Genomic DNA, 21691 nt, shown 5'->3' on the forward strand with positions numbered 1-21691 from the left:
TCACGCCGCCCCCGCTTCATCGCGGGCGCGATCAAGCTTGCGGCCGAGCGCCTCGAGTCCGTGGAGCGATGCCAGATGCGCGAAGATCGCCTCGAGCTGGCCGGCGCGCGTCAGCTCGCCCAGGGCCTCGTCAGACAGGCCCATGAGGCGCTCTCGATCGACGGCGGAGAAGCCGCCCGCCAACGAGGTGCGCCCCTTTCCGTCGGTAACGGAGACGCGCTGCTTGGTCAGCAGGTCAAGATCCACCAGCCGCTCGCAGAAGGCCTGGGTCGCGGCGCGCACCCGTTCCCACTCGCGGGCGAGCGACAGCTGGCGGTTGAGGTAGTCGGACGGCTGCCCGTCCGACCCGAAGAGCGGCTGGCCCTCGCCGTCGGTGTTGCAGGCCGGAGAGGCCTCGTCGATGCAGAGCGTATAGCTGTCCTTCTCGGAATCCTTCGCGAGGACGAAGGGATAGCGGCGCACGAAGGCGGGGATGTAGCCGCCGGTCCAGCGCCCGTTCGCGTCGACCGCGAGGTTCTCCTTCTCGGCCAGGCCGAGCAGCGCCAGGGGCGAGACGCCGGTGTCGCCCTCGACGAAGACGATGGGATGGTCGCGCCCGGCGATTGCGAACTCGACGGCGGCCAGCGGTGCGGCCGACAGCTCCCGCGCGAAGCCGAAATCGCCCGCGTTGCGGACCGACCAGTCCGCGTGCCAGGACTTGGCGACGGGGCGGGGACGCTCGTAGAGGAGGCCTTGCTTCATTCGGTCTTTCCTTCGTCTGTGGTCGCGGCGTCGAACGCGACGCGGCAGGCCAGCCCGGCGGGCAGCCCGCGATCGGGGTTGGGGAGGGTGAGGCGCACGCCCATCGTGCCCGAGGCGGCGTCGAAGACCTGATCGACCGAGGCAACGGTCGCCGCGACCTCGCCGCGGACTGGAGGATCCGGCCGGACGGTGGCCGTCTGGCCGGGCGCGATGGCGCCCCAGAGGTCGCTCGGCACGAAGGTGCGGATCTCCAGCGGGTCGAGCTGTGCCAGCGTGACAACCTGCGCCTGGTCCCCGGCCACCTCGCCGGGCCAAAGCAGCCGCGCGGTCACGACGCCCGAGATCGGCGCGCGCACGACGCGTTGTTCCAGGATCGCCTCCGCGCGGGCCTGCTCCAGATGCGCGAGGCGACGCTCGTAGTCGGCACGGTCCAGTTCCAGTTCGGCGGAACGGGCGTCGGCGCGCGCCTCCTCCAGCGCCGCCTGCGAGGCGATGTTGGAGCGCGACAGCTCGTCGAGGCGGTCCAGCGCGCTCTGGGCAAGCCCGAGCCGCACCTGCCCCAGTTCGATCCCCGTGCTGTAGTCTGCACGCTCAGCGGCGATGTCCGCGTTGGCGCGCTCGACGTCGGATCGCAGCCGGGCAAGGACCTGACCCTTCTCGACCACGTCGCCGGGCGAGACCAGCACCTCGTCGACCACGCCCGAGACGGCCGCGGCGACGTCGACGGTGGCGAAGGGCGCGATCAGGCATTCGTGCCAGTCCTGCGCGGCGGCAGGCGTGGCGGCGAGGATCAGGGCGGCGAGGGTCCTCACGGTGCCCGTCCCGCAAAGGCCAGGAAGTCGGCCAGCTTCTCGTCGCTGCGCAACACAGCGCGGCGGGCGCGGGCGTCGACCCGCTCCGCCCGCTTCTGTGCCGTGCGGATCAGGCCGGGTCCGATGAGGCGCCGCGCCAGCGGGCCGCGCAGGCCGGCGGCGGCGTCGGGGAGGTAGCGGCGCAGCAGGTCGTCCTCCAGCGAGAGATGGACCTCGACGCGCCCCGGATCCCCCTGCCGGCCCGCGCGGCCGGCGAGCTGGCGGTCGATGCGGCGGCTCTCGTGCCGTTCGGTCATGATGACGTGCAAGCCGCCGGCGGCGCGCACGGCGTCGTCGAGATGAATGTCCGTGCCGCGCCCGGCCATGTTCGTGGCGACGGTGATGCGCCCCGCCTGTCCGGCCTGCGCGACGACGGTGGCCTCTTCCACGTCCTGCCGGGCCGAGAGCACGTGATGCGCGAGCCCCGCCTCGGTCAGCGCCGCGGAGACCGCGTCGGAGGCGGCGACCGACCGCGTCCCGATCAGCACCGCGCGCCCCGCCTCCACGGCGGCTCGGGCGCGGCGCACCACGGCGCGCCATTTCAGCGCCTCGGTCCGATGGACCCGGTCCCGCGACGTCCGGCGGCGGGAGCGGCGGTTGGTCGGGATCGGCACGACGCCCAGCCGGTAGACGGCCCAGAGCTCTCCGCGCACGTCGCGGGCCGTGCCCGTCATGCCGCCCAGATGCATGTAACGGCGGAAGAACGCCTGATAGCTGATCTTCGCCCGCGTCACCTGCCCGTCGGTAAGGGTCACGCCCTCCTTCGTCTCGATGAGCTGGTGCAGCCCCTGTTCCCAAGACCGGTCGGACATCAGGCGGCCGGTGAACTCGTCGACGATGTGCACCTTGTCGTCGCGAACGATGTAATGGTAGTCACGATGGAAGACGAGCAGCGCCGTCAGCGCCTTGCCGACCAGCTCCTCCCGCCGCAGCCGCCCGCGCCAGATGCCGCCCGCCGCATGGCCGAACCCCTCCATCCTGCGCCGGCCCGTGTCGGTGAACTCGACCGAGCGCTCCTCCTCTCGAAGGATGTAGTCGCGGCCGCCCTCCAGCGCGCGGGCGAAGCCGAGCGCCTCGCGGAAGGCGGTGGCCTGCGCCTCGTTGCCGCCGGCCTTCTCGGCGATGACCAGAGGCGTGCGGGCCTCGTCGATCAGGACGCTGTCGGCCTCGTCGACGATGCCGAAGCACAAGCCGCGCAGCATCATCCGCGACTCCCCGGCCCCGCCTTCGCGCGCGAGGCGGTCGCGCAGGTAGTCGAACACGACCTGCTTGTTGGAGACGTAGCAGACATCCGCGGCGTAGCCCGCGCGTTTCTCCGCCTCATCCATCTCGGGCGCGACATAGGCCGTGGTTAGGCCGAGGAAGGCGAAGAGCGGGGCCATCTCGGCGGCATCCCGGGCGACGAGGTAGTCGTTGACGGTGATGACGTGGACCGGCACGCCGGCCAGCGCCGCGGTCCCGGCGGCGAGTGTCGCGGTCAGCGACTTGCCCTCGCCGGTGGCCATCTCGGCGATGCGGCCGTCGAGCATCGCCAGACCGCCCATCAGCTGCACCGGGAAATGCCGCTTGCCCAGCATGCGGGCCGAGACCTCGCGCAGCAGCGCGAAGGCCCGCCCGACCAAGTCCGGGCGGAAGCCATGGCGATGCAGCGCGGCGGAGAGCTCGGCGGCACTGGCCTGCAGCGCCTCGTCCGACAGCCGTTCCATCACAGGGGCCAAGGCGAGGATCCGACGTGCGCGGCGGCGATAGGAGGCAGCGCGCGCGCTGACATGCTGGCGGAGGACGCCCGCCGCGTCCTGCGCGATGAGGTCGAGGACGGGCATCGGCTCCCACCGGCGCTCGGGGTAGCGGCCGGTGACCGGGCCCGGGCGGGCCTCGAAGGCGGCGGCGGTCATAGCTCGAACCGGTCGAGGAAGAGCTGGCGCAGCGCGTGCCAGACCTGACCCGCCAGCGGTTCGGTGCCGTGGTCAAAGCGGACATGGACGCGGCGGCCGACCAGCACCTCCGGGTCGGGATTGGCGAAGGCCACGTCGATCTCGAAGACCTGCGCCAGCGCGCGCTGCCCGTCCGGGTCGCTCGGATCGACTGGGATCGCGCCGCCGCCCCGCGTGCCGAGTGCCGGGCTCGACAGCTGCCGCGTGCCGCCGGGCACCTCGCGCTCGAAGGCGGCGGGGACGGGAGCGGTGTCGGCGGGCCCCGCAGGCCAGACCTCGACCCCGGCGCGGCGGTCGCGCACCAGGCCGATCCGCGCCTCGGGCACGGCCACCCGCGCCGAGAGCCAGTCGGCGTCGAGCACGTAGCCCGCGACCTGCCCCTGCGTCAGCACCTCGCCAATCACGCCCTCGCCCCGTGCCAGCACCAGCAGGCCATCCGCGGGCGCGAGCAGCGTCAGGGCGGCCAACTTCGCCTCGGCGTCGTCGAGATCGGCCTGCGTGGCGGCAATCTGCTCGCGGATCACGTCGGCGCGGCGTGGTTCCTCGGCTAGGACCTTGGCGAGTCGTGCCTCGTATTCCGCAAGCTCCGCGCGTAGCACACCCGCCCGCGCCTCCAGCAGCGGATCGACGGTGCGCAGGATCGGCTGGCCGACCGTGACCCTGTCGCGGGACGCGGCCAGCAGCTCCGCCGCCTCACCGGCGGTCTCGGCGCGCAGAATGGCCTCGTCGGGGGCGCGGATCACCCCGTCAGCGATCGTCGCGTAGGGAAGTGGCAGGAATAGCGCCAGCGCCGCCGCCGCCGCGACCCCCAGCCCGGAGATCCAGAGCGCGCGGCGGCGCTGGCGGCCGATCTTCGGATCGGTTGCGACGAAGCGGGCGAGCTTGGCCATGGGCACCACCAATTGCGTGAACGCGGCCCAGAGCGCAAGCAGGACCCCGATGAAGAAGAACTTGGTCGCCACGAATAGAACGATCCCGAACATGATGACCATGCGGTAGAGGAAGGAGGCGACGGCGTAGAAGGCGAACCAGCCCCGCTCGCCCGGCGCGGTGACCGGGTCCTCGGCCTCGGGCATGCCGAAGGCGTGGCGCTGGATCAGGTAGCCGATGTACTTGTTGGCCCGCGTGGCGAGGTTCGGGATCTCGATCCAGTCGGCCAGGACGTAGTAGCCGTCGAAGCGCAGGAGCGGGTTGCCGTTGAAGAGCAGGGTCGAGACGCCGCAGATCAGCATCACGTTGTAGGCCACGGCGCGGGTCAGCCCCGGCTCGGCCCAGGTCCAGACGATCATCGCGAGCGCGGCAAGGAACAGCTCGGCGAAGACCCCCATCGCCGAGACCATCATCCGGCGGCGCTTGCGGCGCATCGTGACGGCCGCCGACGCGTCGACGTAAGGCACGGGCATGAAGACGATCATCATCACGCCCATCTCGTGCACGTCCCCGCCCCACTTCTTGATCATGTAGGCATGGCCCAGCTCGTGGATGGCCTTGACCACCGGATAGACCAGAAGCGCGATGGCGACGTTGGACGCGGTCAGCACGCGGTCCGTCAGGTTGGAGGTCAGCGCCTCCCACTGAAGCGCGGCGAGCGTTAGCCCTGCAAGGCATATGGCGAGCCAGAGGACCAGGCCGACCCAGCCCAGGAACGGCCGGACCAGCGGCAGCGTGCGGGTCACGAAATCGTCCGGATCGATCAGCGGGATCTTGAGCGAGAGCGGGCTCCAGATCTTCTGCTTGAGCTCGGCGCGGCGGTGGCGGGTGCGGCGCCGCCCGATCTCGTCGGTATCGGCGACCGCGCCCGAGGCCAGCAGGTCGGAGGCGTGCAGCTGTGAAAGCAGGCGGATAAAGGCGTCCTGCGTGGGCGCGTCGTCGCCTAGCCGGTCGCAGGCGGCGGCCCAGATCTCCCCGACGGTATGGGTGCCGTCCAGCCGCGAGACTAGGAAGTTTGTCGCCTGCGGGAAGCGGTGGGACCGGGCGCTGAGCGGGTCGAACAGGACGTACCAAACGTCGCCGCGATAGTCGTGGCGGTGCAGCCGGACATGACCGCGCAACCGGGGGCGGAGATGCTCGACACGGTACCAGTAGTCGCTGAACAGCCTTTCAGCCATGCGGCCACCAGCGCCAGGCCGTCATCCGCGCCCAGTGCAGGAAGCGGTGCGTCCAGATCCAGGCCAACCGCCGTTCCTCGATGGCAATCTTGGCGACGCCCTCCATGCCCGGCCGCATCTCGGGCAGCGACTCGGTCAGCCGGCCCTCGACGCGGAAGCGGTTGGACCCCTCCACGACCTCCGAGACGGGGGTCAGGGTCTCGACCGTGAAGTCAAAGCTGCTGTCGGGCAAAGAGGCCAGCACGATCGCGCCCTGCTGTCCCGGCGCGAGGCGCGAGATGTCTCGCTCGTCGACCTGTGCCACCACACGGTAGCTGTCGAGCGGGGCCACCTCGAACAGCACGTCGCCCCGGTTGACCGGCGAACCGAGCGCCTGGCTCAGGTCGCCCGCGACGATGACGCCGTCTAAAGGTGCGGAAATGGTGGTGCGGGACAGCTGCTCCTCGATCAGCGCGAGGCGGGCGTCGGCCCCATCGATCTGGGCGCGGATCACCCGGGCCTCGGCCCGGTCCTCGGCGGCGAAGGCCTCGCGGTAGAGCTGCTCGAAGCGGGACTTCTCCGCCAGCACGCGGACCAGCTCCAGTCGCAGTTCAGAGTCGTCGAGCTCGGCCAGGGTCTCGCCCGCCGCCACCAAGTCGCCGGGGCGCACCAGCGCCGTCTCGACGAAGCCCTGCATCGGCGCGGTGACGACGCGGCGCAGGCTCGCCTCAAGCCGCGCATCAGACGACACGCGCCAGGTGCCGGTGGCGGTCCAGAGGAAGGCGGCCAGCCCGGCCAAGCCGATCGCGATCAGCTTGGCGGCGACGTGGCGCGGGCCCAGCACCATGCGCAGGCCCGAGCCGACCGCATCGGCCATGCGCCCCCCGAACCAGCGATCGTTCTGGCGCCGCGCCTCCAGCGAGGGCGTGACCAGCGCGCAGAGCTGCTCCAGCAGAGCGGCATCGGCGTCGCGGAAGGGCGTGGCGCGCTCCAGCGTGATCGCGCCGACCGCCTCTCCGTCCATGTGGAGCGGCGCCGTCAGCACAGACCGGCCCCCGCCCCGTTCCGACAGGTCGGCATGGGCGCGGGTGGCCAGCGGCGTGCCGCCGGCGGGGACGGGCAGGCGAATCGTCTCCCGCTGCTCCACCGCCTCGTCCATCGCGGCGGCGATGGCGCGGATCTCGCGCGAGCGGTGCTTGAAGCTCGCGTTGCCGGAGACCGCGCGGACGCGGACATGGCGGCGCTTGAGCCGGCCCAGCGTGACGCGCTCACACGCCATCAGCCGCGCGAGCTCGTTGACGAGCGACAGAGTGGCGTCGACATAGCTCAGCCGGGCGGAGGCGCTGGTGACCAGTTCGATGATCGAGACCAGTTGCTCGCGCGAGCCGGGATGGCGGCGCCGGATGAGTACCTCGAGCCAGCCGATGCCCCATTGCAGCTGGCGCATGACGCGCTTCGCCTCGGGGCGCGAGCCGGCCAGGAACTCCAGCGCGACCACCCCGCGCAGGTCGTCGTCGATCAGCACGGGCAGCGCGAAGGCCGAGGCGCCGTCCTCGCCCTTGCGCACGACGCCCCGCCGCTCCGTCGCGGCGCGGTCCCCGGCGGCGATCAGCGCCGGGGAGACGGCGGCATTGGCCGGGCGCACGGCAACGGGGGCGAGCGCGGTGCCCGGCTCGGGCGCGATCAGCACGGCCGCCAAGCGCACGGCGCCGAGCAACCGGCACTGGAGGTCGAGCCATGCGGTGGCGAAGGCTTCGGCCGAGGGCGCGGCATGCAGACGCGACCAGACTTCGGTCTCCAGGAACTCGGCCTCCGCCTCGGCCACTTCGGTGAGCCGGGCCTGTCCCATCGTCATCGCGCCGCCTTGCCCTTCGCCTTGCCGTTGCCTTGCTTGGCGCCCCAGTCGATCAGGCCCGGGGACGGCGTGGTTTCCTCCGTCTCCTCGATCACGAGGTAGTCGGCGTCGTTTGCGACCACCTCGGTCAGCGACCCGGTCCCCTGGTCGAACAGCAACTCCGCCTCGACGGTGCGGGTACCCGCCGCGAGGCTCGGCGCCATCACCGACAGGGCGTCCGCATGATCGAAGCCCACGACATGGCCGATCTCGTGCAGCAGCACGCTGAGCAGGTCGATGCGCCCGGCCGCCGCGCCCGCGGTGGCGACGAGCCTGCCATCGGGCGCGCGCACGAATTCCTCCGCCGTGTCGGGCGTCGGGTCGACGAACCAGCCATGCCCCGCCGCATCCAGGTCGAGCGTGATCCGCGTGCCCTGCGCCACCGCCAGGGCGCCGCCGCCCAGGTCGTCGACCGACAGGTCGATCCGGCGCAGTGTGTTCTCCTGCTTCTTGCTCAGCACGCCGGCTGATTTCCAGACCGACACCGCCTCGGCCAGGACCGGCGTAGCCGCGTCGACCTGCAGCGCCGCGGCGCCGTCGCCCAGGCTCTCGGCCAGCAGGGCGTCGACCGGAGCGGCCCCCCGCAGCACGTCGCGACGGCCGCCCGGCGTGTTGCCCGGCTGCGGATCCTGCGGCTTGCCGCGCTGGTCGCCCCAATCCGGATCGCTCTGCTGAACGAGCCCGATCTCGCCCGCCGGTTCCCCGTTGCGGGACCCGTCGAGCCCCTGGTCGGCCGCCCGGGTCGGATCGGCGCCGTCGGCCGCCGACAGGTCGTAGAGATACTGCTTGAGCGCCGGCTGGATGCCCCGGCTGACCGTCCCCAGGCCGAAGGGCGAGAACGGGACCACGTAGGAGTTGAACTCCCCCGACCAGTCGATCAGCCGGTCGCCCCCGGTGTTGCCGATCAGCACGTCGCGCCCGGCGCCGCCGAAGGCCACATCCTCGTAGGAGGCGACGCCCTGCCCGAACGGCCCGTCGGGCACGTCGTTGGCCCCGCCATTGGTCGAGAGGTCGTCATCCGCGCCCAGGAGGTCGTCGCCGTAGCCGCCCCAGAGATGGTCGCGCCCGGTGCCGCCATAGATCCAGTCGTGACCGAGGTCGCCGAAGATGACGTCGTCGCCGTCGGTCGAGGCCGCTCCCTCGACGGCGGTCTCTCCGGTGGCCGGTCCGTCCGTGGCGTCGAAGTTGAGGATGAAGGCCTGGCGCTCGGCCCAGGCGGCGTCGCCCTGCTTGACGAACTGCCAGACCGGGACGCCGTCCGCGCCCATGACCTTCGCCACGTAGACCTCGGAACGCGGGTCGGTCTCGTCATAGGCCGCGAACTCGATGGAGCGGTCGCCCGCGCCGGTGCCGCGCCCCCAGCCGAGCAGGTCGCCCGCGTTGAACAGGAACAGATCGTCCGCCGCCCGCGCCGCGCCCAGGTCGAAGGGCAGGCCCTCGGCGTCGGGGTAGTAGACGGCGAGCGCCTCCGCCCCCGAAATCGCGTCGTCGCCATAGCCGCCATGCAGGAAGTCGTCGCCGAGACCACCGAAGATCACATCGTCGGCCTCGGTCAGGACGGTCCCCGTGGTCAGCACCCAGTCGCCGTTCTGCGGTGCGTCGCCCAGGTGGAACGGGGTGAGGTTGACGCTTTTCTTCAGGGCGCCCTCGGCGTGGACCTCCGAGTTGTGGAACGGCCCGTTGGCGGCGATGGTCTCGTCGACCGAGACGGCGGAGATGCCGAAGAGCGGCTCCGTCAACCCGTTCCCTGCCGTGTTGCGCGAGGTGTAGATGCGGCCGTCATCGCCGATCACCCCGTCCTGCCCGGTGCCGCCCGAGATGAAGTCGTGCCCGCGGCCGCCGATGATGTCGTCGTCGCCCGCGTCGCCCAGGAGGACGTCGCCGCCGACCTGGCCGTAGATCGCGTCGTCGCCACCCTCGCCGTGGATTTCGTCGGCCGCGCCGATGTCGTTCGTGGCCTCGGCCGACCAGTCGAGCCCGCCCTCGGTATAGTCGAGGTGATCGACCACGCGCACCACCAGCCGCTCCGCGCCCAGGATGTCGTAGGCGAACTGCTCGCGTGTGCCGTCGGCGCGGAGGATGCGCAGGATGCGGCCATTGTCGCCCACCAGCACATCGCTGTCGCGGTTGCGGTCCGCGTCGTCGCCCTCCTGCCCGCGGGCGATGTCGGTGCCCGCGCCGCCGAAGAGGAGGTCGCGCCCGTCGGCGCGCTGCGCCGGGTCGGTCAGGCCGAACAGGTCCGAGCTGCCGCCGATCACGTCGTCCTGGCCCAGGCCGCCGAACACCACGTCGGCCCCGGCATTGGCCTCGACATAGTCGTGCCCGTCCGTGCCCGCGCCGTAGAGGTCCTCGACCGAAGCCACGATCTCCAGCCGCGCGAAGCTGGCGTCCTCGGTGCTGCGCCGGGCGTCCACGTCCGCAGGCAGGTCGATCGCGCCATCGCCCTGGACCGTGTCGTCCCCGGTCTGGCCGAAGATAATGTCGGCGCCGAGACCCCCCGCGACGTAGTCTTCGCCGGTCAGACCGCTGGCCCCGTCGTCGAGGCGCACCTCGTAACCCGCCCATTCCGGCGTCTCGTCGGGATCGGCGAACTGCGCCGACATGTCCGTCAGCGAAAGCCCGTCGTCGACGCCCGGCGTCTCGCCATAAAGCCGGTCGCCCAGCAGGGTGCGGAAGCGCGCGTCGCTCAGGTCGCCCGGCTTGCGCGCGACGAAGCCCGCGTCGCCCAGGATCAGGTCACGGTCCTCGCGGCCCTGAACCAGCGCGGCATGGGCCAGGTTCGCCCCGTCCAGCCGGTCAGACCCGATGCCGCCGATCACGATGTCGTCGCCGAGACCGCCGCGGATGACGTCGTCGCCGCCGATGCCCGGGTCGAGCGCGTCGTTGTCCGGGTCGGCCGAATCGGGGGTCACGTCGAAGACGCGGTCCGGCATCCGGATCACGCCGTCGGTGAAGTCGCCCGGCCCACCCGCGCCGAAGCGCGACGCCACGCCCGACGCGTTCAGCATCTGCATCCGGCCGCCGTCGCCGAACAGGATATCGGTGTCGAGACCGCCCTCGACCGTGTCGTCGCCAGCTTCGCCGAAGACGATCACCGGCAGGTCGGAGGCGACGGCAGAGACGTCATCGTCGCCCGCCCCCGCGTTCACCACCAACATGGAAGGCGCCGCGTAGCCGGCCGCCGCGTCGCCCGCCAGCGCCGCCGTCACCGCGTCCGCCCCGTCGCCGAGGTCGACGATCGTCGTCATGCGCAGGTCCTCCCCCGCGCCGTTTTGCGCCGCGCGACGGAAGGTCTCGGTCATGGACAGCACGTCGTCGCCCGCGCCGGTCGTCAGGCGCACGCCCTCGGCGAAGTGGCCGTCCGCCCCTGCGCCAAAGCGGATTTCGCCCGCCGCGAGTCCAGTGATCGCAATCTCCATCCCGTCCGTCGCGGCGGCTCCGACGGTCGCGGTCTTGCCGACCGCGTTCGAGGCGTCGCTGATCCAGAGCCCGTGCCGTCCGTCGCCCGCCTGCAGGTCCAGCGCGCCGGTCACGCCGTCCAGCGTGCCGGAGAGGTAGTCAAAGGCGAAGACCGGATCGAGGGCCGAGGGCGCCAGGTGGCGCACCGCGTCGGTCTGGTTCGGCCGCAAGCGCGCGTCGAGATCGGCCGCGGAGGAGACGAAGACATGCTCCGCCGTCGCGTCGCTGCCGCCGGGCCCCGTGTCGACGCTCGTCCGCGCCACCGTGCCCTGCACGTTGACCACGTCGTCGCCCGCGCCCATCGCGATATCGAGGACTTCGACTCCGAAATAGCCGACCCCGTCCATGCGCATCTCGACGGCGACCGAGGTCGCCGCGTCGCTCGCCGTGGCGACCAGATGGCCCACGCCCGCGCCGCCGTTTCCGCCGCGCAGCATGCCCTTGAAGGCGACCGCGTAGACGTCGCCGTCCGGGCCCGCGAATTTCGAGACGGAGATGTCCTCGGCGAAGCGGCTGCCCAGCAGCGCTTCCTTCAGGGCCGTCTCGACCCCCGCGGCGCCCGAGCCGACCGCGATGGCCTCGGTGGTCACGACCCCCGCGCCCAGGTCGAGCGCGAGCATGAAGCTGCCCGTGGTCCCGTTCACGCGCACGACCTGCACATCGTCCAGCGCGGGCGCATCGGCGCCCTCGCGGAAGGTCGAGACCAGCACCGTCGCGTCGCCGCCGATCGCCATGGCGTCGACCTCGCCCGCCTCGAAGACCGCCGCGAAGCGCCCATCGCCCAGGTCCTCGACCGAGGCGAGCCGCCCGCCGTCGATCGTCCCGATCGCGGCGGCCAGCCCGGCCGCGTCGATGTCGCGGTCGATCAGCGGCGTCGTCTCGCCGTCGAGCGCCAGGGTGAAAGCGGCCTTGGCGGTATAGCGAAGCTCCACCTCGGCGCCCGCGGCCAGGCCGGTCAGCGTGACCGCGCCCCCCGCCACGGTGGCGGAGGTCAGGACGCCGTCGACATAGGCCTCGATGGCCGTGTCCGCCGGGCTACGCACCGGAACGAAGGTCTCGTCCCCGCCCACCGCGGTGAACAGGTCGCGCCGGGCCTGATCGGGACCGGGGTCCGAAACGTCGATGATCTGGATCTCGCCGGTGCCGCGCTCGGACGTGCCGTCGCGGCGGGTATAGACTGTGGCGCTCGCCTCGGTGGCCGCGTCCGCGACTGTTGCGTTGCCGAAGATCGGCGCGTCCAGCGTCGCGTCCACGACGGCGAGCTGGGCAAGGTCCGTTCCGGTCAGGTCGCCGCGGAAGCGGATCACGAAGGCCGGGCCCTGGTTGGCGTCATGCGCCGTCATCGCGTTGACCACGACGTTGCCGGTCCCGATCGGAGCCAGCGCCTCCAGCGCGGCCTGGAGATCGGCCGCCGACAGGTCGTAGGCGAGCGCGCCCGTCCGCTCCGTCACGGCGGTCTCGTAGCTGACCGTGAAGGCGGATTCCGGGCGTGTCGCCGCGAAGACGAGCCGCGCGGCGCCGTTCTCGACCACGACGTCGTAGGCGTCGGCCTCCAGCGTGACGCCGTCGGCCTGCACCGTCACCCCCCCCGCCGGCACCGCACCCAGGTCGAAGCCCATCGCGTCCGGCCCGGAGAAGGCCTCGATCGCGGATACCTGCCCCGCGAACTCCAGCCCGAACGTCCCGCCCGAGGCGCGGACCACGAGGACCTGCTCCTCGTTGATGCCGCCCATGCCGAGGCCGGTCACGGTCTCGCGCGTGATCCGCGCCACCTCGTCGGCCGTCTCGCCCCGGTCGTCGAGGTCGAGCGCATCTTCGCCCGCACCGCCATCGACCGTGAGCAGCGCGCCGATTCCGTCGAGGCGCCCGCCCGCGGTGGTGGCATCCAGCAACGGCACGTTGGAGCCGACCCAGAAGCGGTCGTCGCCCGTCTCGCCCAGGATCGTCGTCGTCCCGGCGACCGACTGCACGTCGAACACGTCGCCGCCCGCGCCGCCGCGGATGACCGTAGCGCCGCGATGCGTCGAGTCGACGTCCAAGGCGTCGGCGCCGCGGCCGAGCTGGATCTCCATCTCCTCGAAGCCGAGATAGGTCAGCCCCCCGGCCTGCATCTTGCCGCCGATCACGGTGTCTCCGCCCATGCCGAGCCCTGTGAGCCGCGTCGCGGTCAGGACGCCCTCGTCGTCACGGACGGAGTCGCCATTGGCCACGAAGACTGCGTCGACCTGGTCCTGCTCCACGTCGAAAAAGTTCACGCTCTTGGAGGTGATGGCGAAGGCGCGGGCCGCGATCTCCGAGGGCATGCCGTCGAAGGCGGCGTTGACCGTGATCACGGTGAAGTCGCCGACCTGCTCGGCCGCCAGGATCAGGCGGAACTGGCCCTTCAGTTCGGCGCCGCCGGCCTGGTCGCGGTCGACGATCTCCAGGGTCCGCCCCTCGAGCTCGACGAGCTCGGGCAGATCCTCGGTCCTGACGGTGATGCGCGTCTCCGCCGTCTCGTCCACCACGGCGATGGCGCCGTCGGCCTCGCGGTCGTTCCGCTCCTGCGGAAGCATGACGGGCGCCGGAAGGTCACCCAGCGTCCCCTGCCCGCCCGCGCCGTCGACCAGCAGCGGCCCGCGGATGCCGGTCAGGACATGCGGGCGCTCCGGGAAGAGCTTGGTGTCGCCGCCGTCGATGACCCCGTCGTCAATGGCCGCGATCCGCACCGTCTGCGCCACGTTCCAGTTGTCCGGCGTGAAGACCAGCCGCGTCTGCGACAGGTGGACCTGATCGGCGAAGGCCGAGACCTCGCCCCGGGTCGTCCGGCTGTGGCGCGCGTCGAGCGTGACCACGACCTCCTCGGTCGGGCGCTGGCTGAGAACGACCGTGTAGCCGTCGGTCACCGGCGCGCCCGCGAAGTCGAGCGCGGCGAAGGCGCTGCCCGCCTCGGGCGTCGCGACGTAGGTTACGGTGACCTCCCCGATGACCGGCGCCTCGAAGACCAGCAGCTGGCCGTCCATCGACCAGGCCGGGGCCGTTCCGTCGCCCTCGGCGATGGACACGCTCACGGAGCCCGCCACCGGCGCGGCGCGCAATTCGAACACGTCCTCGGCGTAGCTCAGCGCGAAACGCTCCGTCGCCGCGCCGCCGATGGCGGTGCCGAGCGTGACCACGTTGCCGGTCACGTCCGTGATCACGGCCGACTGCCCCTCGCCCGCGCCGCTCGTGACGGCAAGGCTCATGCCGACGGCGATCCCGGCCGCCGAGTCGAGCGTGACCGTCAGGCCATTCGACGAGACCGACTGGATCGAGCCGGTCGCGGCATAGGGCACCGCGCTCTCGATCACGTCGGTGGAGCCGCCGGTCTCGGTGACGACGACCGTTGGCGCGTCCTCGTCGAGGACAGTGACGTCGACCCGCGGCGTGACCGCGCCGTCGAAGCCCGCGACCGCTTCGTCATAGGTGACCGAGATGGCCCCATGCAGGTAGGCGGGATCGCCGGAGGCGTCGCGGAACAGCAGCTCGCTGCCCTCGACCTCGAACTCCGACGGATCGAGGGCAACGCCGTCGACCGTGACCGAGACGCCCTCGATCAAGGCCGCGCCATCGGCGTCGACCAGGCCGACCGCCTCCTCGAAGGTCAGCGAGATGACGTTTTCTGCGCGCATCACGGCGACCTTCGGCGCTCCGGCGATGCCGCCCTGGGCTGGCAGGCGCCCCACCGTCGAGAGGGCGCCGAGCGCCTCGGCGATGGCGTCGGCGGAGGCGTCAAAGGCCAGCGCCTCCGTCCGTTCGCCGCCGATCGAAAGGCGGAATGTCCCGCCGACCACGCCCGCGCCCAGGCGCACCGTCTGCGACAGGTCGCCCGCACCGTCGCCCAGGATCGAGACCGGGCTGCCGACGACCGGCTTCGACGACAGCATCAGCGTCGCGGTGGCGTCGGCCTCCGCGATGGCGAAGTCGTCCGTCACCTCCGGCGTCGAGCCTGTGTCGGAGGAGCTCAGCGCATGCGTGACGAGCTGGAACTGTGTTCCTTCGACCGCGCCGTCGGTCGCGGCCGTGACCTCGACCGTGACCGCCTTGTTCCAGTTGGAGGCATCGAAGGTCAGCGTCAGGTCGCCCGCCGCATCCGTCCCGACCGTCTGGCCCTGCGCCGCGCCCGCCGCCACCGAGGTCTGTCCATCTGTCTTCAACGTGACGACCACCGGCGCGTCCGGCTGGCGGGTCAGCTTGACCGCGTAACTGTCGGTCGCGCCGACCTGCGTCGCCTCGGCCACCGTAGTGCCCGGCGCGCTGCCCGCGTCCGGGGTCTCGACCACGGCGAGACCGGCAACGTCGTCGTCCAGGATCTCGACCCCCACGACCGGCAGTTCCAGCCCGTGGAAGCCCTTCATCGCGAAGATCGTGCCCGCGTCCAGCGCCCCGCCCCAGGGACGGGTGACGGTGATCTTGCCGTTCTCGACCGAGTCGACGATGCGGGTCTGGCCCAGCTCCGACCCGGCGAGGATCGTGATCTCGGCGCCGCGCACCAGCCCGGGCACCGCCGTGTCGGCCGCGAATGAGCGTGTCGCCGTCCCGGTCAGCGTGCCCTCGAAGGTTACGAGGCTGCCGTTCGGGTCGAGCTTGCCGTCGGCGTCGAGCCGTGTGGGCAGCCCGTCATCGTCCCGCAGCGTGTAGAGTGCGCCGCCCGTCTCGGCGTCGTAGATCCCGTAGGTCCAGCCCGCCCCGGGCGCGGCGGTCCATTCGCCCGCGACCGTCAGCGTATCGCCGGTGGTCGAGACGATCTCGCGGGTCTCAGTGCTCGTGCCGTCGCTGACGCGCAGCCATTTGCCGACGAGCTGGTCGCCGACCTCGGTGTCGCCCTGCACCGCAAAATTCGCGTTCACGTCGCGCACCGTGTCGTCGACCGAACTCGACACCACGCCGCGCACGGCGTCCGTCACGGTCAGTACCGCGGTGTCGCCGGCGCCCGGGGCCAGGCCGTCGGCCCAGACGTCGGGGAGGCCCAGCGTCAACGTCCCGGCCGCCCGCGTGACCGAGGTGATCAGCCGGCTCACGCCCGCCGCGTCGCCCTCAGTGAAGGTCACGACCGTGCCGCGCAGCTCCTCGCCCGCGTCGAGCGCCGCCGTCAGCTCGGCCGAGGGCGTCAGGGTCAGCGACGTGCCGCCCGCGGTGGCGGAGGCCGAGACGGCCTCCTCATAGGTCTCGGCCGCGGTCACCGCATGGGTGACGTTCGCGGCGTGCAGCCCCTCGGCCCCGCCGTCCCCGGCGGCTGTCAGCCAGACGGTCTGCGCCCGCTCCCAGTCGTCCGGCGTGAAGGTCAGGGTCGTGCCCGCCCCCGCCGTTCCGGTCAGCAGCGCCGTCGGATCGGCGTCGACGAGGATCGTCGCGCGGTCGCGCGCCGCGTCCTCGGGCGTGCCGAGATCGGCGGTCACCGCGATGGTCACGTCGCGTGTCGGCCGCCGGGTCAGAACGACGGCATAGCTTTCGAGCCCCGCAACGAGCCCGGCGAGGGATTCGTCGACCTGAGTGGTCCCGTCGGTCTGGGTGATCCGCACCGCCGCCTCGTCGTCGTCGGCCACGTTGGCAGAGATCCCCACAGGGGGGATCGCCTGCGCGTAGTTCGTGTCCACGGTCTCGATCCCATGGGAGATCAGGCCGGAATGGCCCAGCAGGTCGTTGGACACGACCGGCGGCGTGTCACCCGACACGAAGACGGAATCCGAGCCCAGACCGCCCAAGATCCGGGTCCACAGCTCCGGATCGGTGGACTGGACGTAGAAGCGGTCATCGCCTTCGCCGCCATCAACCTCCAGCGTCTCGACGCCGACGAAGCTGACGTTGAGGCCGCCGCCGAACACGCCCTCGTCGGTGATGACGAAGTCGTCCCCGAACTCGGTGCCGATCACGATGACCGTGTCGAGCCCGTCGCCCCCGTTGATCGCCACCGGCGCGTTGACCGCGTATTGCACAAGGTCGGCGCCACCGTCGCCCGAGATGTCAGTCCGCTCGCGCAGGTCGTCCTGCGAGCCCTCCAGCGCAAAGGCGCGCACCGTGAAGCTGTCGTCGCCGTCGCCGCCGTTGAGCGAGAGGACCGCGAGGTTGCGGAAGACGGTGAAGTCGTCCTCCCCCGCGCCGCCATAGGCGGTCAGCACCTCACTGATGCCGTTGGACAGGTAGCCGCGCGTGGTCAGCGTGGTCTCCAGCGTGTCCAGCGGGTCGAGCCCGGTGAAGCCGTCGCCCGCAACCCGCTCGCTCTCGAACATCTGGCCGAACTGGAAGCGGTCGTTGCCCGCCCCGCCGGACAGCGTCGTCCGTGCCGCGTTGTCGTCGACGGCGAAGGCGTCGTCGCCCCAGCCCGCCGAGACGGACAGGCCGCCGCCGATGGAGGCGTCGTAGTCGACCCGCTCGAAATCGTCGCCGTTCTCGCCCAGCAGCGCGACCATCCCGCGCCCGAGCGCGCCGGCCCCCTTGCGCATGAGGAAGGTGTCGTCGCCGGGCGTGCCGTTGACCGTCAGCGTGTTGAGCTCGGTCAGGTTGTCGCGCACGTCGATCCGCGAGGAGCCCTCGCCCGCCAGGTTGACGGTATAGGCGTCGTCCTCGGTCCCGCCGGACAAGGTCAGCGCGCCGAGGATCTGGTTGGCAGGGCTCGGCTCCGCCAGGCGCGGGTTGACGGTCATATCGTCAGTCCCGGCGCCGCCCTTCACCTCGGTCACGCCCGAGACGATCTCGATCTCGGCGGTGTCCGCGCCCGCGCCCAAGTCGAGCGTGGTGGTCGCGCCATGGGTGCCGTCGACGACCATGGTGTCGTCACCCGACCCCATCTCGACCGTCAGCCGGTCGATGCCGGCATAGTCGATGCCGGTCGCCGGCAGCCCCATCCCCTCGACCCGCGCCGGGGTCAGAGTCGCGGCGCTGTCCGCCGTCTCGGCGGAGTCGTCGACCGTCAGCCGGTCGATGATCGTCGCAGCCGCGCGCAGCCCCAGCAGCGGCGCGGCCCGCGCGCCGAGCCCCCCGGTGAAGGTCACGTCATAGGCATAGCCCTGCAGCTCGCCCGCCTCCGAGCGAACCTCGGCCCGCGAGACGGCCAGGTCGCCCGCGGCGATCTTGCCACCGCGGATCAGCTTGCCGACCAGCACGTCCTCCAGCGCCGTCAGCAGCTCGTCCGCCGTCGCGCCGTATTCGACCGCGGCGGTGGACGTTCCCTCGAACTCCACCACGAAGCCGGTGCCGGACGGCAGGGTTCCGTTCTCCAGCTCGCCGAGGACGGTGACGCGCTGCACCGCGTCCGCCGCGCCCGAGGGCGTGACCGTCTTGCCGGAAGTCAGGTCCGCCAGCGACAGGCCGTTGGAGCCCGCCGAGACATGCGCCACCGACAGCGCCAGGTCGCCCCCCGCGATCAGGATCGGTCCGTTGATGCCTTCGAGGCGGCCGTCGCCCACCGTCGCCTCGTCCGCGCCGTGGCCCAGCACGGCTTCCAGCGCGCCGAGGGTGGCATCGACCTGCAGCAGGTCGTCGCCGCCATGCAGCGCGATCGTGGTCAGGTCCTTGTGCGTCCCGTCCACCGTCAGGTCGTCGGCCCCTTCGGAGCCCGCCAGATGCAGCTCCGTCAGGTTGGCGTAGGCGACCTGCCCCGCTGCCACGTCGGTCACGAAGCTCGCGCCGGTCAGCGTCATTGTCCCGCCCGCCGCGCTGGCCGCGTCGGAGAGGTTGAGCACGTCGATCGTCTCGAGCAGGGCCGTGTCGAAGGCCAGCGGCTCGACGTCGGTGCCGAACCACGTGCCGCCGAACTGCACGGTGAAGGCCTTGCCGGAGGTCGTGTTCGGCTCGACCAGGATGTCCGCGGCGTCGAGCCCGGGATAGAGCACGGGCGCGAGCGCGCGCAATTCCGCCTGCAGCTCCGCGGCGATGTCGGCTTGCGTGGCGGGCGCGTCGATGGAGATCGCCTCCGACCATTCGGTCGTCCCGTCCTTGACGAGCCCGATCCGGAAGCTGCCCAGCGAGCCATCGATGGAGAAGACCTGGATCTCCTGCGTGGGCACGAGGTCGAAGCCCTTTGCGACCTCCTCTGCGGTGGCGAGCCCGGCCTCGGGCTCGACGACGGACAGCGTCAGCGGCGGGATGTCCACGCCGCCATAGCTGACCGGGTTGGCCGGATCGGCGGGGGACGACTCCTGCACTTCGCGGAAAGTCACCTCGAACAGGGCCGGATCGGTGTCGGAGGCTTCGACGGCGACGTCCGTGACGGTCACGTCGGTGACCACGGTGTCGATGGTGATCTGCGCCGTCAGGCCCAGCAGCGCGGCTTCCAGCGCGGCCTCGGTGGCGGTGGTGTCGAGCAGGTTGACCTCGGCCGTCCGCGTGTTCCCGCCCAGCGTCAGCGACACCTCGGTGGTGCCCGTCGCGTTCAGCGGCAGGTCGGTCAGCGCGAAGCTCTGGATCTCGGACTCGGGCGCCGGGTCGCCGCCCTCGCTCGCCGTGCGCAGCACGACCGAGCCGGTGCCGCCGTCGACATCCACGTCGCCGGCCAGCGTCGCCAGCGCGGTGACGTCGCGGACCATGAGGTTGCCCGCGCCGTAGACCGCGCCGTCCTGCAGCAGGGCCTGAAGCTCCTGCGCCGTCGTCGCGCTGCGCAGGTCGATGGTCTGATCGCCGACGGTCAGCGCGGCCTGCGGCGTGGCCGCGTCGTAGATCACCTTGACCGAGCCGGTCACGACCTCCTCGGCGCCGGTCTCGTCCAGCAGGATCAGCGTGGCGCCGTCCACGGTGTAGCGCCCGTCGTCCCGGCGCTGGCCGTCGACCAGCACGTCGAGCGTCCCCTTCGGATCGACGACATGCGACAGCGTCCCGCGAGAGTTCGAGAAGTTGGCCTTCTCGTCGACCTGCCGGTCCAGCGTCAGGCGCTGGATCTCGCCCACGCCCGCCCCGTCGGAGCGGCGCTGCACCCGCAGCGCGGCCCCGCCGGTCAGCCCGGCCAGGGCCACGTCCTCGGATGTCAGGTCTCCGTCGAAGACGAGGTCGAAGATGCGGACCAGCGGATCGGACCAGCTGCCGGTGTCGGTGCGGTCGTCGCCCGAGCCCCCGTCGACCTCCAGCGCGCCCGTCGTGGCGCGGATCTCGACGCGGTCGTCGCCATGATGGGTGTCGATGCGGGTGACGCCCGCATGGGTGTTGCGCACCACGAAGCGGTCGTCGAAGACCGCGTCATAGGCCGCGTCATAGCCCGCGCCGTCGAACAGAAGCGGAACGCCGTCGTCGTTCGCCACCCGCGCGTCGCCGACGCCGGCCCATTCGGCCAGCTCCACGTGCAGGTCCTCGAAGGCGTCGTAGAACACCGCCTTGTCGGTCATGCCGGTCATGCTCCGCCCTGTGAGGATGCCCAGGCGGTCGCCACCATCGGTCATGCCGGTCGCGTCCACATGGGCGGTGTCGTCGCCCGTGCCGCCCTCGATCGCCAGCGTCAGCTCGATGTCGTCGAGAAGGCCGTCGAGGTCGCCCAGCCGGATTGCGTCGTCGCCCGCGCCGAAGTCGATCAGCGCCGAGCGCACCACCGGGGCGTTCACGTCCTGCCGCCCGTCGCGCAGCGCGCGCAGGTCGACGGTGTCCGCCCCGCCGCCGGTGCGCAGCACCAGCCGCGTCGCGTCGAACCCGGTGTCGTGGTCTATCGTGACGTCGTCGGCGCCGGTGCCGAGCAGCAGGGTCAGCGCCTCCATGTTGCGATAGTCCGCCTCGACCGCCATGCCGAAGCCCGCGACCCGCTTGGCGCTGACGCCGAGGTCGTACAGGCTGCCGGAATTCGCGTCGGCATCCTCGTCATCGAAGAAGGTGAGCGCATCGTCGCCTTCGCCGCCGTCGAGGCGCAGCGGGTTGCCGAACTCGGTGTTGCCGTCGATGTCATTCAACGTGCCCGACGGCACCGCGTCGTCGCCCCGCGCGCCGACGCGGACCTCGTCATCGCCCTCGCCCGCCTTGACCGAGGTGCGGATGCCCGCGGGCGTCGCCTCCAGCCCGATCAGGTCGTCGCCCGCGAGGCCCTGGACCTCCAGCACCTCCAGACCTGCCTCGATCTCGTTGCCCTCCGCGTCGGTCGAGACGAAGGCAACCCGCACCTCCGCGTCGGTGCCGTCCGCATGCAGCGTCACGTCGCGCGCGGTCACCGTCGCGGTGTCCGCCCGGCCGTCGAAGCCCAGCACCTCCAGGCGGTCGACATTGTAGCCCGGTCCGGAATCCTGGACGTAGATCGCGCCCGCGATGTCGTTGGTCCGTTCCACCACGTAGCGGTCGCTGCCGCGCCCGCCGCCCAGCTCGACGCCGCGCGCCTGCGTCGCGCGGACCTCGTAGCGGTCGAGCCCGCGTCCGCCCAAGATGGTCTCGATGTCGAGGCTGCCGGCGCTGCCGTCGTCGGTCTTCACCGTCACGACGCCGCCGTCGGAGCCGTCGATGCTGGAGATCAGGCCCGTCGCGTCGAGCATGTGGGTGAGCGAGCTCCAGACCGCGCTGAAGTCGAGCACGTCGGGTCGGACGTCACTATTTCCGGTCGCCTCGTAGCGCACCTCCTCGACGAGATCGCCCTCATCGTCGGGCACGTTTTCCGTCGCGCCCGCGCCGGTGCCGCCCGCGGCGATCACCGGCAGCTGCGCCGCGTCGCCCGAGACCTCGCGGATCTCGTCGATGCCGAACTCGTCGAGGAAGGCGTAGCGGTCGCCGCCCGTGCCGCCCGCCATCAGGTCGTCGCCCGAGCCG

General features: G+C 71.7%; 6 protein-coding genes (1 of these 6 only partly in view). All 6 read right to left on the reverse strand.

Features of this window, described 5'->3' with window-relative positions; genetic code table 11:
- Tightly spaced (each overlapping or abutting the next), the 6 genes in view from DR046_RS15785 to DR046_RS15810 form a layout consistent with a single transcriptional unit that may run on beyond the window.
- Window positions 1-741: a SapC family protein gene (locus tag DR046_RS15785; RefSeq protein ID WP_115383354.1), complete on the reverse strand. Its 741-nt coding sequence runs from the start codon at window positions 739-741 to the stop codon at window positions 1-3.
- Window positions 738-1553: an efflux RND transporter periplasmic adaptor subunit gene (locus tag DR046_RS15790; protein ID WP_115383355.1), complete on the reverse strand. Its 816-nt coding sequence runs from the start codon at window positions 1551-1553 to the stop codon at window positions 738-740. Before DR046_RS15790 ends, DR046_RS15785 begins: the two co-directional genes overlap by 4 nt.
- Window positions 1550-3487, reverse strand: a complete 1938-nt coding sequence (locus tag DR046_RS15795; protein WP_115383356.1) for a preprotein translocase subunit SecA — start codon at window positions 3485-3487, stop codon at window positions 1550-1552. The genes DR046_RS15790 and DR046_RS15795 overlap by 4 nt, the downstream gene beginning before the upstream one ends.
- Complete coding sequence (locus tag DR046_RS15800) at window positions 3484-5634, reverse strand: peptidase M50 (protein WP_115383357.1); 2151 nt, start codon at window positions 5632-5634, stop codon at window positions 3484-3486. The genes DR046_RS15795 and DR046_RS15800 overlap by 4 nt, the downstream gene beginning before the upstream one ends.
- Window positions 5627-7468 carry a GAF domain-containing protein gene (locus DR046_RS15805; RefSeq protein WP_135227313.1) on the reverse strand — a complete coding sequence of 614 codons (1842 nt, stop codon included), beginning with the start codon at window positions 7466-7468 and terminating at the stop codon, window positions 5627-5629. Before DR046_RS15805 ends, DR046_RS15800 begins: the two co-directional genes overlap by 8 nt.
- Window positions 7465-21691, reverse strand: the 3' end of a protein-coding gene (locus tag DR046_RS15810; RefSeq protein WP_115383359.1) for an LEPR-XLL domain-containing protein. 15923 nt of this gene lie beyond the right edge of the window; only the last 14227 of its 30150 coding nucleotides appear in the window; its start codon lies beyond the right edge, outside the window; its stop codon occupies window positions 7465-7467. Before DR046_RS15810 ends, DR046_RS15805 begins: the two co-directional genes overlap by 4 nt.

This window comes from Jannaschia formosa (assembly GCF_003340555.1).
Classification (GTDB): Bacteria; Pseudomonadota; Alphaproteobacteria; order Rhodobacterales; family Rhodobacteraceae; genus Jannaschia; species Jannaschia formosa.